The organism is Kribbella flavida DSM 17836 (assembly GCF_000024345.1).
Classification (GTDB): domain Bacteria; phylum Actinomycetota; class Actinomycetes; order Propionibacteriales; family Kribbellaceae; genus Kribbella; species Kribbella flavida.
Window position 1 is genome coordinate 3,494,123 of the sequence record NC_013729.1, and the last position, 14,212, is coordinate 3,508,334.

General features: G+C 71.8%; 11 protein-coding genes. 1 reads left to right on the forward strand and 10 read right to left on the reverse strand.

Features of this window, described 5'->3' with window-relative positions:
- Window positions 1-118: 118 nt before the first annotated feature.
- The 7 genes from KFLA_RS16195 to tkt all read right to left on the reverse strand — a co-directional run bounded on the left by KFLA_RS16195 (window position 119) and on the right by tkt (window position 9,911).
- Window positions 119-940 carry an isocitrate lyase/PEP mutase family protein gene (locus KFLA_RS16195; RefSeq protein WP_012920883.1) on the reverse strand — a complete coding sequence of 274 codons (822 nt, stop codon included), beginning with the start codon at window positions 938-940 and terminating at the stop codon, window positions 119-121.
- Window positions 941-1,103: 163 nt separating this feature from the next.
- Window positions 1,104-1,985, reverse strand: a complete 882-nt coding sequence (locus KFLA_RS16200; RefSeq protein WP_012920884.1) for a 6-phosphogluconolactonase — start codon at window positions 1,983-1,985, stop codon at window positions 1,104-1,106.
- Window positions 1,982-3,379, reverse strand: a complete 1,398-nt coding sequence (locus KFLA_RS16205) for a glucose-6-phosphate dehydrogenase assembly protein OpcA (protein WP_012920885.1) — start codon at window positions 3,377-3,379, stop codon at window positions 1,982-1,984. Before KFLA_RS16205 ends, KFLA_RS16200 begins: the two co-directional genes overlap by 4 nt.
- Complete coding sequence (gene zwf, locus KFLA_RS16210) at window positions 3,376-4,923, reverse strand: glucose-6-phosphate dehydrogenase (RefSeq protein WP_012920886.1); 1,548 nt, start codon at window positions 4,921-4,923, stop codon at window positions 3,376-3,378. Before zwf ends, KFLA_RS16205 begins: the two co-directional genes overlap by 4 nt.
- Window positions 4,920-6,560 (reverse strand): glucose-6-phosphate isomerase, encoded by a 1,641-nt coding sequence (locus tag KFLA_RS16215; protein ID WP_012920887.1) that lies wholly within the window; start codon window positions 6,558-6,560, stop codon window positions 4,920-4,922. Before KFLA_RS16215 ends, zwf begins: the two co-directional genes overlap by 4 nt.
- Complete coding sequence (tal, locus tag KFLA_RS16220) at window positions 6,557-7,666, reverse strand: transaldolase (RefSeq protein ID WP_012920888.1); 1,110 nt, start codon at window positions 7,664-7,666, stop codon at window positions 6,557-6,559. The genes KFLA_RS16215 and tal overlap by 4 nt, the downstream gene beginning before the upstream one ends.
- Window positions 7,667-7,697: 31 nt before the next feature.
- On the reverse strand, window positions 7,698-9,911 hold the full coding sequence (gene tkt, locus KFLA_RS16225; RefSeq protein WP_012920889.1) for a transketolase: 2,214 nt from the start codon (window positions 9,909-9,911) through the stop codon (window positions 7,698-7,700).
- A gap of 337 nt (window positions 9,912-10,248) precedes the next feature.
- On the opposite strand from tkt, the gene KFLA_RS16230 reads away from it, so the two are divergent.
- Window positions 10,249-11,223: a heme o synthase gene (locus KFLA_RS16230; protein ID WP_012920890.1), complete on the forward strand. Its 975-nt coding sequence runs from the start codon at window positions 10,249-10,251 to the stop codon at window positions 11,221-11,223.
- Between the two features lie 501 nt (window positions 11,224-11,724).
- On the opposite strand, the gene KFLA_RS16235 is transcribed toward KFLA_RS16230, so the two are convergent.
- The 3 genes from KFLA_RS16235 to KFLA_RS16245 are packed head-to-tail and all read right to left on the reverse strand — an operon-like array spanning window position 11,725 to window position 14,175.
- The gene (locus KFLA_RS16235) at window positions 11,725-12,651 is read right to left on the reverse strand and encodes a COX15/CtaA family protein (RefSeq protein WP_012920891.1); all 927 of its coding nucleotides are present in this window, start codon (window positions 12,649-12,651) and stop codon (window positions 11,725-11,727) included.
- Between the two features lie 25 nt (window positions 12,652-12,676).
- The gene (locus KFLA_RS16240) at window positions 12,677-13,453 is read right to left on the reverse strand and encodes an ABC transporter permease (protein ID WP_012920892.1); all 777 of its coding nucleotides are present in this window, start codon (window positions 13,451-13,453) and stop codon (window positions 12,677-12,679) included.
- Window positions 13,450-14,175 carry an ABC transporter ATP-binding protein gene (locus tag KFLA_RS16245; RefSeq protein WP_237706822.1) on the reverse strand — a complete coding sequence of 242 codons (726 nt, stop codon included), beginning with the start codon at window positions 14,173-14,175 and terminating at the stop codon, window positions 13,450-13,452. The genes KFLA_RS16240 and KFLA_RS16245 overlap by 4 nt, the downstream gene beginning before the upstream one ends.
- Window positions 14,176-14,212: the final 37 nt, after the last annotated feature.

Here is a 14,212-nt window from a genome sequence, read left to right on the forward strand (position 1 = left end):
CGCAGGTGCGGGGCGGGAGCGGCTGGCGGCGGCAGGGTGGTGGCAGGGGTGGCGGCCGGGTGGTGGGATGGGGTGATCACGGAGGGCGTGGTGGGCGTCGCTCGGCGGTTCGGCTGGGTCAGTGGGGGCGGTGGGTGGCGTGGCGGGCGAAGAGGTGGTTGAGGTCGGCTTGGGGGATCTGCTGGGTGGCGAAGGTGAGGGTGCCGGTGGTGCGCAGCTCCTCGGCCGCCTGGCGGACGAAGCCGAGCGCGGCGCGGGCGATGCTGCCGCCGAGGCTGACCCGGGTCACGCCGGCTTCCAGGACGGCCGGGATCGTCAGGTCGGTGGAGCCCAGGCCCAGGACGACGTTGAGCGGGCCGTCGAGCTCGGCGACCAGGGTACGGAGGTCGGGGAGCGCGTTGACGCCGGGCGCGTACAGGCAGTCGGCACCGGCCTCGCGGTACCGCTGGAGACGGCGGATCGAGTCGGCCAGCGGGACGGAACCGTTGAGCAGCTGCCCGTCGGTCCGCGCGGTGAGGACGAAGTCGGGCCCGGCCGCCTCCCGGGCGGCGACGATGCGTTCGACCGACAGGTCCTCGGTGTAGAGCCGGCGGCCGTCGTAGTCCTCGATGTTGCCGCCCGCGAGACCGGCCTCCTTCGCGCGCCGGATCGTGCGGGCGACGTCCTCGGGGCGGTCGCCGTACCCGTTCTCGAGGTCGCCGTTGACCGGGAGGGTGACCGCCGCGGTGATCTGGTGGATGCGGTCGAACATGACGTCGGCCGGTACGGACGGGGCACCGTCCGGCAGCGTGTGGTCGCCGGCGCCCAGCGAGAACGCGATGCCGGCGCTGGTGGTCGCGATCGCGGGGAAGCCGGCCTCGGCCAGGATGATCGCGCTGCCGGCGTCCCAGGCGTTCGGCATCACGAAGGAACCGGTGTGCAGGTCGCGGAAGATGGTCATCCGGTCATCCTGCCAGCGGCACGGTTCGGCCCCCGCCGAACGGATCGACGGGGGCCGGGGCGTTGCTCCGCAGACCGGCGGAGAGAGTTACGACGTCCGGTAGCCGGCCCGACCGCGTTCGACAGTTCGTCGCGGCCGGGACCGGTGGACGACGTTCGCTGGATCAGGCCCGCGGGGACCGGGTGTCGTCCGCGAGCTGTGCGGCGGCCGCGTCGTCAAGCAACCACAAGGTCCGGCTGAGCCCCTCCGGGCGCGAGGCGGGCACCGTGTCGCCGGTGAGGGCCTGGTTGACCGCGTCGGCCTTGTCCTCACCGGCGACGACGAACCAGACCTCCTCCGCCCGCGCCAGCGCCGGGAAGGTCAGCGAGATCCGGGTCGGCGGCGGCTTGGGGGAGTCGTGCACGGCAACCGCCGACCGGTCGTCGACAGCGAGCTCGGGATGGTCCGGGAACAGCGAGGCAACATGTCCGTCCGGCCCGACGCCCAGCATCAGCAGATCGAAGACAGGAACCCTGACCTCGGCATCCGCCCGGCCGGCGCCACTGTCCGCGCCTTCGGCACGGCTGGTGGCTGCTGCGCTCAGCTCGCCCTCGGCGCTTCCCGCGCCTGACACCGACGCGGCGCGTGGTGCGCCTTCGGTGCGGGCTGCGCCGGCAGCGGCGGACAGTTCTTCGGCGTACGCCGCGGCTGCCGCTTCCGGGCCCTGGCCGGTGTCGGCCGCCATCGGGTGCACCTTGGCCGGGTCGACGTCGACCTTGGAGAGCAGCGCGTCCCGGGCCTGGGTCTCATTGCGCTCCGGGTCGCCGTCGGGCAGAAATCGCTCGTCGCCCCACCAGAACTCGACCCGCTGCCAGTCGATCGCCGTCCGGGCGGGTGACTCCGCTACGGCCCGGTAGACCGCGGACGCGACCCGCCCGCCGGTCAGCACGACCTGGGCCACCTTGCCGGTGCTCTGGACGTCGACGAGCCGGGTGATCAGCCGCGCCGCGACGGCGTGGGCCAAGCCGTCGGGGTCGCGGTTCAGCAAGAGTGCGAACGAGGTCATGATCGCCCGGCCACCCTCTTGCCGGTGGCCTTCTGGGCGGTCGACTTCTTCGCCGCCGCCTTCTTCGTGCCGGTCTGCTTCGTGGTGGTCTGCTTGCCGCCGGTCTGCTGGGCCGCCGGCGCCGCGGTCTTCTTGCGGGCCGACTTCGCCGCGGCGCTGGTCTTGCGCGCCGTCGCCGAGGACGCCGCAGACGACTTCTTCGCTGGCGCCTTCTTGGCCGCCGACTTCGCCGCACCGTCCTTGGCTGCCGAGCCGTTCGACGCCGAGCCGTTCGACCCCGCCCCGTTCGACCCCGCGCCGTTCGACCCCGCGCCGTTCGGCCCCGCCCCGCTCGACGCTGCGGCAGCCGCCGCACCGCCCTCGGCCGAGGCCTGCAGCTCCGGCGACGCCGCCTGACCGGTGACGGCCGCCGTGCGGGCCGCCGCCTGCTGCGCGGCGTGCTGGGCCGACCGCCGGTCGGCGGCGCTCACCTTCTTCGCGTCGGCCGGCATGCTCTCCCGCTTGACCATGCACGCCAGCGTCTGCGCGTACACGTCGTCCGGGTCGAGCCGCCGCAGTTCCTCGCTGAGCAGCTCCGAGGTCGTCCGCCGCTTCAGCGCGACCGGCCGGTCCGGCTGGCCCGGCACGCTGAACGTCGCGATCGAGCCGTCCGGGCGGGTGAGCGAGATCGGTCCCGACGGCGTGAACAGCCGGACCGCGGTCAGGCCGGGTCCGCGCGACGTCTTCTGCTCGACCGCGACGCCGAGCTTGCACTGCAGCCAGGCGGCCATCAGGTCGGCGCTCGGGTTGCCCTTGGCCGACACGACCTCCGCGCCGGTGACCTGGGCCGGGTACTGGTCCAGGGCGGCCGCCATCAGCGCCCGCCACGGAGTCAGCCGCGACCAGGCGAAGTCGGTGTCTCCGGGCTGGTAGCCCTCGGCCCGGCTGGAGAAGTCGACCGAGGCTCGGCGGGTGGCCGCCGCGTCGGTGACCCGGCGCCGGCCGAGCTGACCCAGCGGGTCCTCGGCGGGAACCTTCGGACCGCCCCCCGGCCACCAGACGATGACGGGGGAGTCGGGCAGCAGCAGCGGGGTGACGACCGACTCGGGCACCTTGGCCAGCTCGCCGTGCAGCCGCAGCAGCACCGCCTCGCCGGGAATGCCTTCGCCGACGCGGACCTCGGCGTCCAGTCCACCCTCGCCGCGGCCCGGCCGCAGGATCGCCACCAGCACCCGCGACGGGTGCTCGCGGCCGGCCTCGTTCGCGGCCTTCATCGCGTCGTGGTGCGACGCCTCGTCGACGACGACCACGATGGTGCCGACCATGCCCATCGCCGGCGAGCCCGCGTTGCGGCGGGCCCGCAGCAGCGCCGAGGCGATCTCGCTCGACGTCGTACCGGTCAGGTCGATGATCATGGCCGCCTCCAGGCGCGTCCGTCGCGGGCGAGCATCTCGTGGGCGGAGTCCGGGCCCCAGCCGCCGGAGGCGTACTGCTCCGGCTGGCCGTGCTCGGCCCAGTAGTTGATCACCGGGTCGAGGATCTTCCAGCCCAGCTCCACCTCGGTGTGCTGGGGGAACAACGGCGGGTCGCCGAGCAGCACGTCCAGGATCAGCCGTTCGTAGGCCTCCGGGGAGGACTCGGTGAACGACCCGCCGTAGGCGAAGTCCATGTTCACGTCGCGGATCTCCATCATCGTGCCCGGCACCTTGGCGCCGAACCGCATCGTGATGCCCTCGTCCGGCTGGATCCGCATCACCAGGGCGTTCTGCCCCAGCTCCTCGGTCTCGGTCGCGGTGAACGGCAGGTGCGGGGCGCGCTTGAACATCACCGCCACCTCGGTGACCCGGCGGCCGAGCCGCTTGCCGGTGCGCAGGTAGAACGGGACGCCGGCCCAGCGGCGGGTGTCCACGTCGACCCGCATCGCGGCGAAGGTCTCGGTCGCCGAGTGCTGCGGGATGCCGTCCTCCTGCAGGTAGCCCTTCACCTTGCTGCCACCGGCCCAGCCGGCGGCGTACTGGCCGCGGGCGGTGTGCAGGTCGAGGCGGTCCGGCAGCTTGACCGCGGCCAGCACCTTCTTCTTCTCCTGCCGCAGCGACCACGCGTCGAAGCTGACCGGCTCCTCCATCGCGACCAGCGCGAGCAGCTGGAGCAGGTGGTTCTGGATCACGTCGCGGGCCGCGCCGATGCCGTCGTAGTACCCGGCCCGGCCGCCGATGCCGATGTCCTCGGCCATCGTGATCTGCACGTGGTCGACGTAGTGGCTGTTCCAGACCGGCTCGAACATCGCGTTGGCGAACCGCAGCGCCAACATGTTCTGCACGGTCTCCTTGCCCAGGTAGTGGTCGATCCGGAAGACCGCCTCGGGCGGGAAGACCGACTCGACCACCCGGTTGAGCTCACGGGCGCTCTTCAGGTCGTGACCGAACGGCTTCTCGATCACCACCCGCCGCCACGCACCCGGCACCTCGTCGGCCAGGCCGTGCTGCTTGAGCTTCTCCACCACCTGCGGGAACAGACCCGGCGGGATGGACAGGTAGAAGGCGTGGTTGCCGCCCGTGCCGCGGGTGACGTCCAGTTCGTCGACGGTCTCCCGCAGCTTCTTGAACGCCTCGTCGTCGGTCAGGTCGCCCGGGACGAACCGGAAGCCCTCCGCGAGCTGCTGCCAGACCTCCTCGCGGAACGGCGTCCGCGCGTGCTCCTTGACCGAGTCGTGCACGATCTGCGCGAAGTCCTGGTTGCTGTAGTCACGCCGGGCGAACCCGACCAGCGCGAAGCCCGGCGGCAGCAGGCCGCGGTTGGCCAGGTCGTAGATCGCCGGCATCAGCTTCTTGCGGGCCAGGTCGCCCGTGACGCCGAAGATCACCAGGCTGGACGGCCCGGCGATCCGGGGGAGCCGTCGGTCCTGGGGATCCCGCAGCGGGTTCACCGGGCCGGTCGGCTCTTCTAGTTCAGCGGTCATCTGCCGCTTGCCTCCGACTTGTCGTGTGCGTCGAGTAGGGAGATGAGCTGCTGTACGCCGGCCGCCGGGTCGGTCAGGTGCAGCCGCAGCACCGGCCGGCCGCGCTCGGCCAGCACGTTCGCGTCGCCCGCGGCCTGCGCGGAGATCAGCGTGCCGAAGCTGAACGGCCGGTCCGGGATCTCCACGTCGGTGCTCTCCGACGAGGTGATCTGCAGGAAGACGCCCTGCGGGTGGCCGCCCTTGTGGTACTGCCCGGTGGAGTGCAGGAACCGCGGCCCCCAGCCGAAGGTCACCGGACGGCCCGTCCGGGTCGCCAGCGCCGGCCGGATCGACACCAGGTTCTCGTCGCGCTCGGAGTCCAGGTAGGCCATCACGGCCAGGTAGCCGTCCTCGTCGAGCTTGCCCAGCAGCGTGTCGAGCGCGCCCTGCAGCGAGTCCACGCCGTCCAGCAGGCCCTCGGACCCACGGACCTCGACGGTGCCGTCGGTGAAGGCCGCGGCCTCCGGCTCGGGCTGAGCGTCAAGCAGACCGCGGGCGGCCTGCTTGGCGCTCTCGACGTCCGGCTGGTCGAACGGGTTGATGCCGAGCAGGTAGCCGGCCGCCGCGGTCGCGGTCTCCCAGAGCAGCAGCTGCGCGCCCAGCGAACCGGTGGTGACCACGGTCGGCGTCCCGGACGCCACCGACGCCGAGCTGGTGTCGGCGGCGAGCAGGGCGTGCACCAGGTCGCCCGCGCTGCTGTGCAGCTCGGGGGCCTTCAGGGTCTGCACGGCGACCGGCAGGACGCCGGTGCCGTTCTTGCCGGTGCTTTCCGCGATCAGCTGCTCGGCCCAGTCGGGGAACCCGACGATCGACGAGCCACCGGCGGCGATGATCGCCTTGTCCCGGCCCGGGCTGCCGGCCAGCACGGCCGCCAGAACGAGCGCCGGGTTCTCCGCGTCGTCGGCCTGCAGCGCCGGGGCCACCTCGGCGGCCTGGTCGAGCAGCTCGGCGACGTCGGCGCCGGCCAGAGCCGACGGGACCAGCCCGAAGGCGGTCAGCGCGCTGTAGCGGCCGCCGACGTGCGGGTCGGCCAGAAACGTCTTGCGGTAGCCCTCGTCGGCCGCCAGCTTCTCGAACGGCGACCCGGGGTCGGTGACGACCACGATCCGGGACGCCGCGTCGATGCCGGCGTCGCTGAACGCCTTGACGAACGCGCGCCGCTGGCTGTCGGTCTCGACCGTGCCGCCGGACTTGCTGGAGACCACCAGGACCGTACGCTGCAGGTCTCCGGCCAGGGCCCGGGCGATGACGCTCGGGTTGGTGGAGTCCAGCACGACCAGGTCGACGCCGGCCGTGCGGGTGATCACCTCGGGAGCGAGGGACGAACCACCCATGCCAGCCAGCACGATCCGGTCCAGGCCTTCGGCCCGCAGATCGGCCTGCAGCGCCTCGATCTCGGCCAGCAGCGGCCGCGACGACTCGTACAGGTCGACCCAGCTGAGCCGGATCGCCGACTCGGCCTCCGCCTCCGGACCCCAGACGGTGGCGTCCTTGGCGGCGATGCGCGACGCGATCTTCTCGATGACCAGCCGGTCGACGACCTGCTGCCAGCCTTCGCCGTACGCCGTGGCGGCGAGCTTGCTGTGCGCGTCGGTCACTTGGCCGCCGCCTTCAGCGCCGCGGTGACGGTCTCCTGCAGCTCCGACCAGGACGCGTCGAACTTGCTCAGGCCCTCGTCCTCGAGCACCTGCACGACCTCGTCGTAGGAGATGCCGAGCTTCTCCAGGTCGGCGATCACCTTGCGGTCCGCGTCGTAGTCGCCGCGCACGGTGTCCCCGGTGATCTCGGCGCTCTCCGCGACCGCCTCGATGGTTGCCGCCGGCATCGTGTTGACGACGCCCGAGGTGACCAGCTCCTCGACGTACATGGTGCTCTTGTACGCCGGGTCCTTGACGCCGGTGGAGGCCCACAGCGGACGCTGCGGCTTGGCCCCGGCGGTCTCCAGCGCGCGCCAGCGGTCGGTGGCGAAGATCTCCTCGTACGCCTCGAAGGCGAGCCGCGCGTTCGCGATCGCGGCCTTGCCCTTGAGTGCCTTGGCCTCGTCGGTGCCGATCGCGTCGAGGCGCTTGTCCACCTCGCTGTCGACCCGGCTGACGAAGAACGAGGCGACGCTGCCCAGCTTGGTCACGTCGTGCCCGTTGTCCAGTGCCTTCTCCAGGCCGGACAGGAACGCGTCGGCGACGGCACGGTAGCGCTCGAGCGAGAAGATCAGCGTCACGTTCACGCTGATGCCCGCGGCGAGCGTCTCGGTGATCGCCGACAGGCCCGCTTGGGTGGCCGGGATCTTGATGAACACGTTCTCCCGGCCGACGGTCTCCCACAGCTCCTTGGCCTGGGCGATCGTCTTCTCGGTGTCGCGCGCCAGCCCGGGCTCGACCTCGATCGAGACCCGGCCGTCGACGCCGTCGGTGTCGTCGTAGACCGGCTTGAACAGGTCAGCGGCGTCGCGCACGTCGTCGGTGGTGATCACCCGGATCGCCTGGTCGGTCGAGACGTTCTCGGCGGCCAGCGTGGCGACCTGCTCCGCGTAGGCGTTCTTGTCCGAGATCGCCTTGGCGAAGATCGTCGGGTTGGTGGTCACCCCGCTGACGTGCTGGTCGTGGATCAGGGTGGCCAGGTTGCCGCTGGTCAGCCGCTGCCGGGACAGGTCGTCGAGCCAGATGGATACGCCGGCGTCGGCGAGGTCTTTCAAACGGTCGGTCATGTCCGAAGCCTCCGATGTTCTGTTGTGGGTGTCAGTTGCGCTCGTTGGTGGCGTCGGCGTCCGGGTCGGCGCTCACACTCGGGTCGTCGCCGGGGCCCAGCGGTCCGGCGGGACGCCGGCCGGCCGGTACTCCGGAGCCACCGAGCTCGGCGGCGGCGGCGATGCTGTCCTTGGCGGCGGCGACCACGGCCTCGGCGGTGATGCCGAACTCCGTGTACAGCCGCTGGTAGTCGGCGGAGGCACCGAAGTGCTCCAGGCTCACGCTGCGGCCGGCGTCACCGACCACTTCCCGCCAGCCCAGCGCGATCCCGGCCTCGACCGAGACACGGGCCCGGACCTGCGGCGGAATGACGGAGTCGCGGTAGGCGTCGTCCTGCTCGTCGAACCACTCGCGGGAGACCATCGAGACGACCCGCGCCTTGATGCCCTCGGCGGCCAGCGTCTCGCGGGCCTGCACGGCCAGCTGCAGCTCCGAGCCGGTGCCGATCAGCACGACGTCCGGGGTGCCGTCGGTGTCGAGCAGCGTGTAGCCGCCCTTGCGGACGTTCTCCGTGGTGGCGAAGCCGTCGGTGCCGCGCGGGAAGGTCGGCACGTTCTGCCGGGTCAGCGCCAGGCCGGCCGGGCGGTCGGTGTGCTCGAGGATCGCGGCCCAGGCCGCGGCGGTCTCGTTGGCGTCACCGGGGCGGACGACGTCCAGGCCCGGGATCGCCCGCAGCGCGGCCAGGTGCTCCACCGGCTGGTGGGTCGGGCCGTCCTCGCCGAGGCCGATCGAGTCGTGCGTCCAGACGTAGGTCACCGGCAGCTTCATCAGCGCGGCCAGCCGGACGGCCGGGCGCATGTAGTCGCTGAAGACCAGGAACGTGCCGCCGTACGGGCGGGTGCCGCCGTGCAGGGCGATGCCGTTCATCACCGAGCCCATCGCGTGCTCGCGGATGCCGAAGTGCAGCACCCGGCCGTACTCGTCGCCCTGGAACGCCTTGGTGGCGTGCTCGGCCGGCACGAACGACGGCTCGCCCTTCGGGGTGGTGTTGTTCGAGCCGGCCAGATCGGCCGAACCGCCCCACAGCTCGGGCAGCTGCGGTGCCAGCTTGCTGAGCACCTCGCCGGAGGCGGACCGGGTGGCGACGCCCTTCGCGTCGGCGTCCCAGGTCGGCAGCGCGTCCTGCCAGCCCTTCGGCAGCTCACGCTTCTCCATCCGCGCGAACAGCTCGGCACGCTCAACCGACGCCGACTTCCACTGCTCGAACTTCTCGGTCCAGGCGTCCTGCAGGGCCTGGCCGCGCTCGACGGCCTTGCGGGTGTGGCCGATCACCTCGTCGGCGACCTGGAAGCTCTGCTCCGGGTCCCAGCCGAGGATCTGCTTGGTGGCCGCCACCTCGTCGGCGCCGAGCGCCGAACCGTGGATCTTGCCGGTGTTCTGCTTGTTCGGGGCCGGCCAGCCGATGATCGTGCGCAGCCGGATGAAGCTCGGCTTGTCGGTGACCGCCTCGGCCGCCTGGAGCGCGTCCCAGAGCGCCTGGACGTCCTCCTCGTAGCCGGTGCCGCCTGCGGTCCAGTCGACGTCCTGCACGTGCCAGCCGTACGCCGCGTAGCGGGCCGACACGTCCTCGGAGAACGCGATGTTGGTGTCGTCCTCGATCGAGATCTTGTTGTCGTCGTAGATCAGCGTCAGGTTGCCGAGCTTCTGGTGGCCGGCCAGCGACGACGCCTCGCCGGACACACCCTCCTGCAGGTCGCCGTCCGAGGCGATCACGAAGATGTGGTGGTCGAACAGGCTCTGGCCCGCCGCGGTCTCCGGGTCCAGCAGGCCGCGCTCGCGGCGGGCCGCCATCGCCATCCCGACCGCGTTGCCGACACCCTGGCCGAGCGGGCCGGTGGTGGTCTCGACGCCCTTGGTGTGCCCGTGCTCGGGGTGGCCCGGGGTCAGGCTGCCCCAGGTGCGCAGCGACTTCAGGTCGTCCAGCTCGAGGCCGAAGCCGGCCAGGTACAGCTGGATGTACAGGGTGAGGCTGGAGTGCCCGGCCGACAGCACGAACCGGTCGCGACCGGCCCACGTCGGGTCGGCGGGGTTGTGCCGCATCACCTTCTGGAACAGCAGGTACGCCGCGGGCGCCAGGCTCATCGCCGTGCCCGGGTGGCCGTTGCCGACCTTCTCCACCGCGTCCATCGCGAGGACCCGCACGGTGTCGACCGCTCGCTGGTCGAGCTCGGTCCATTCAAGCTTGGGGCTGGTCTTCTCCGTCACGCCGGCGGCGCTCCTCTCGATGGCTGCGAAACACTCGTCTGGTCGGCGTCCGAGGCCCGCCCGGCCGGCAGCCCGTACGCCGGTCGCGCCCCCGCGCGTCACCGTGAGCGAGCCTACTCGCCCGACCGCCTCTCGCCTTCCATACCTGGCCAACCGCACCGCGCCTTTTGTTGTTCCCGGCCCGGCCGGATGGTCCGGCACGTCCCACCGGTGCCCCTCCGGGCGGGCCGTATGCCTGTTCCGGCAGGGGCCTGGTTCGGTTCTCCTACGGGCCGTCGTAGACTGTCGAACCGTCAGCGCCGGTCTCCGGCGTCAACCCACTGAGTTCGAGGTGTTCGTGACGGCCGTCGACCCGCGTACAGCCGCGACGACCCCGTACCCCGCGCCGCTGCCGACCGAACCGGCTCCCTCCGAGGTGACCGGCCCGTCGGTGCGCGACGTGATCAAGGCGTACGTCGGTCTGACCAAGCCGCGCATCATCGAGCTCCTGCTGGTCACCACCGTGCCGGTGATGTTCCTGGCCGCCGGGGGAGTCCCCGGCCTGGGCGTCGTCGTCGCCACCCTGATCGGCGGCATCCTGGCCTCCGGCAGCGCCAACACGATCAACTGCGTGCTGGACCGCGACATCGACGAGCAGATGCGGCGGACCCGCCGCCGCCCGTTGCCGCGGCACGCGGTCAGTCCGCGCTCGGCGATGGTGTTCGGCATCGTGCTCGGGGTGCTCGCGACCCTGGAGCTCGGCCTCTTCGTCAACTGGCTGTCGTCGGGGCTGGCGTTGACGGCGAACCTGTTCTACGTCTTCGTCTACACGATGGTGCTCAAGCGCCGGACCGTGCAGAACATCGTCTGGGGCGGCATCGCCGGCTGCTTCCCGACCCTGATCGGCTGGACCTCGGTCACCAACGAGCTGGCCTGGACGCCGCTGGTGCTGTTCGGCGTCGTCTTCTTCTGGACCCCGCCGCACACCTGGGCGCTGGCGATGCGCTACCGCGAGGACTACGCGTCGGTGGACGTGCCGATGCTGCCGGTGGTCGCCACGCCGGTCGCGACCGCGCGGCAGATCCTCGCCTACAGCATCGTCATGGTGATCACCTCGGTCGCGCTCTGGCCGGTGGCCGGCACCGGGTTCGTCTACCCGCTGGCGGCGGTCGTGCTGGGTGCGGTCTTCCTCCGCGAGGCGTTCGCGCTGCTGGCCCGGGCGAACACCGGGGCCGACGGGCCCGCGCTGCGACCGATGCGGCTGTTCCACTTCTCCAACATCTACCTGGCGCTGCTGTTCATCGCCGCTGCGATCGATCCCCTGCTGCGCTAGGGCGGGTCGTTGCCCTTGGCCTGTACCGCGCTGCGTCGCGGTGCCGGCACGACTGGTTGCCCCCTGCTTCGCAGCCCGTGCACGACCGGCCGCGCAGAGTCCTGCCGTTGACCTGACGGCGTCGCGATGCTGACATGGTCGGGTCCGTGGAGGGGTTCCACCCTGGGGGGACGAGACACTAGGGGGACTAGTGGGGGCAGGAAGAGCGCATCTGGCCGCGGTGTCCGCGGCGGCTCTGATCGCCGCCCGCGCCCGGCAGCTCGAGGCTGTACAAGCTGCGGCCGCGCAATGTTGCCACCGGCCGGTACGCCGATCCGCAGCGAGGCCGTGCCGACCTCGGTGACGGTGGGCTCGGACGGCTACTGGTACGTCGGTCGTCGCCGATGTTCGGTCCGGGAGCGATCTACCGCGTCTGGTAGACCCGATCGCCCGGGGCGTCCGGCCGTCTCACCCGGCCGGGCGCTCCGGGTTCACGGCCGAGGGCGTGTTGATCAACACGCCCTAGGTCGCCGGGGTGCCGCGTTCGGCGTACACGGCGGTGACCAGGGCGATCAGCACGGCCGCGAAGAACATGTGAACCAGCACCAGCACCCACGGCAGCCCGGTGAAGTACTGGGTGAAACCCACCACACCCTGCAGCAGCTCCATGGCCAGGAGCCAGGCGGCGAGCTTGCGCAGGGTGCGCGACGTCGCCGTGACCCGGGTGGCGATGACGAGCGCGATCGAGACGCCGAGCAGCGCGAACACCACGTCGGCGTGCAGCTGGCTGATCAGCTCCTCGTCGAAGCCGTTGCGGCCGGTCTCGGGATCGCCGGAGTGCGGCCCGGCGCCGGTGACCAAGGTGCCGAGGGCAACGGTGAGCCAGACGGCGACCACCGAGGCGGTGGCCAGGGCCCGGACCACCGGGGGAGTGTGCGGGTAGGGGCTGGTGCGTGACCTGCGCATCAGCGACACGGTCAGCGTGATGATGATCGGCGAGACCAGGAAGTGCGCGGACACGATCCAGGGGTTCAGCCCGGTCAGCACGCTGACGCCGCCGATCACGGCCTGCAGCGGGACGCCGAGCGCGGCCGCGGTGGCCAGCCGGCGCAGGTCCCGGCGGCGGGGTCGGTAGCGCATCACGGCCAGCCAGGTGCCGATCGCGATGAACGCCACCAGGAAACCGAGCAACCGGTTGCCGAACTCGATCGCGCCGTGCATGCCGAGCTCGGCGTGCGGTACGTACGACTCGTCGGTGCACTGCGGCCAGGTCGGGCAGCCGAGGCCGGACCCGGTCAGCCGGACCAGCCCACCGGTCACCACGATGCCGATGTTGGCCGCCACGGACGCCCAGCCCCAGCGCCGGACCGTGTCCAGGCTCGGCTCGGGCACCAGTCGCCAGAATCCGGTGACGGGCTCGGTCTCGCGGATGGGGGTCTCCAAGGTCACCGGCACACTCTAGGCACAGCCATGCTCAGTCCCACCGGAAGGTCCGGGAGACCAGGTATCCCAGGATCGCCGCCCAGAGCGCGAGCGACAGGGCCGCCGCCCACGGGACAACGCCTTCCAAGGTCGAGTTCGCCAGACCGTTGGCCAGCGCAGCGCTCGGCAGCAGCCGGACGACGCCCTGCAGGCCGGCCGGGTACTCGTCGACCGGTGTCATCACCGCGCCGCCGACCAGCAGCAGCAGGTAGAGCAGGTTCGCGGCGGCCAAGGTGGCCTCGGCGCGCAGGATGCCGGCCATCAGCAGCCCGAGCGACGCGAAGGCCGCCGTGCCGCACAGGACCATCAGCAGCACCCCGAGCACCGCGTCGAGGCCGCCGACAGGCTGCCAGCCCAGCGCGAAGCCGGTGCCGATCAGGACCGCGAGCTGGATCACCTGGATGACCAGGACGGAGCCGATCTTGCCCGCCAGCAGGCCGGTCCGGGACAGCGGAGAGGCGCCGAGCCGCTTGATCACGCCGTACCGCCGTTCGAAGCCGGTGGCGATCGCCAGCGACGTGAACGACGACGAGAGCACCGCGAGCGCCAGCACCCGCGGTACCGCCAGATCGATGGCCGGTCCGTCGCCCAGCGGCAGCCGGTCGCCCAGTCCGGTGCCGCCGAGCAGCAGCAACAGACCCAGTGGGATCACCAGAGCCAGCAGCAGCTGCTCCCCGTTGCGGATCAGCAGCCGGAACTCCATCCGGGTGTGCGCTAGTACCTTCCGCGGCCACGGCGCGCTGCCCGGCTGCGGGACGTAGGTGGTCACGGGACCTCCCGGGCGGGGGGAGCGGTGAGCGCCAGGTAGACGTCCTCCAGCGACTTCGCGCCGTGGTCGGTCAGGACGTCGGGACTGCCGGAGGCGATCACCTTGCCGGCCGACAGCACGTGGACCTGGTCCGACAATTGCTCGGCCTCGTCCATCGCGTGCGTGGTCAGCACCACCGTGACGCCGTCCTCGCGCAGGTCGCGGATCAGCTGCCAGATCTCGCGGCGGCCGTGCGGGTCCAGGCCGGTGGTCGGCTCGTCGAGGAACGCGATCTCCGGCCGGCCGACGATCGCCAGCGCCAGCGAGAGCCGCTGCTTCTGCCCGCCCGACAGCCGCCGGTACGGCGTCCGGCCGCAGGTGCCGAGATCCAGCCGGTCCACCAGCGCGGGCAGGTCGAGCGGGTGGGCGTGCAGCGACGCGACGTACCGGAGCATCTCCAGCGCGCGGACGCCGGACCATGCGCCGCCCTCCTGCAGCATCACCCCGATCCGGGGCATCAGCGCGTCGTGGTCGGCGACCGGGTCCAGCCCGAGCACCCGGACGTGACCGGAATCCGGCCGCCGGAACCCCTCACAGGTCTCCACGGTGGTCGTCTTGCCGGCGCCGTTGGGGCCGAGCACGGACGTCACTGTTCCGCCGGTTACGGTGAGAGTGAGACTGTCGACAGCGGTCTTCTCGCCGTACCGGACGACGAGGTTGTCGATCTCCACCGCGACTGGCACGTGTGCAGTGTAGGAAACGCCCCGGCGTGACGCTGCT

Coding starts and splice junctions, on each gene's coding strand:
- KFLA_RS16200 (WP_012920884.1), bottom strand. CDS start 1,985: ATGACCTCGTTCGCACTCTTGCTGAACCGCGACCCCGACGGCTTGGCC.
- KFLA_RS16195 (WP_012920883.1), bottom strand. CDS start 940: ATGACCATCTTCCGCGACCTGCACACCGGTTCCTTCGTGATGCCGAAC.
- tal (WP_012920888.1), bottom strand. CDS start 7,666: ATGACCGACCGTTTGAAAGACCTCGCCGACGCCGGCGTATCCATCTGG.
- zwf (WP_012920886.1), bottom strand. CDS start 4,923: ATGACCGCTGAACTAGAAGAGCCGACCGGCCCGGTGAACCCGCTGCGG.
- KFLA_RS16205 (WP_012920885.1), bottom strand. CDS start 3,379: ATGATCATCGACCTGACCGGTACGACGTCGAGCGAGATCGCCTCGGCG.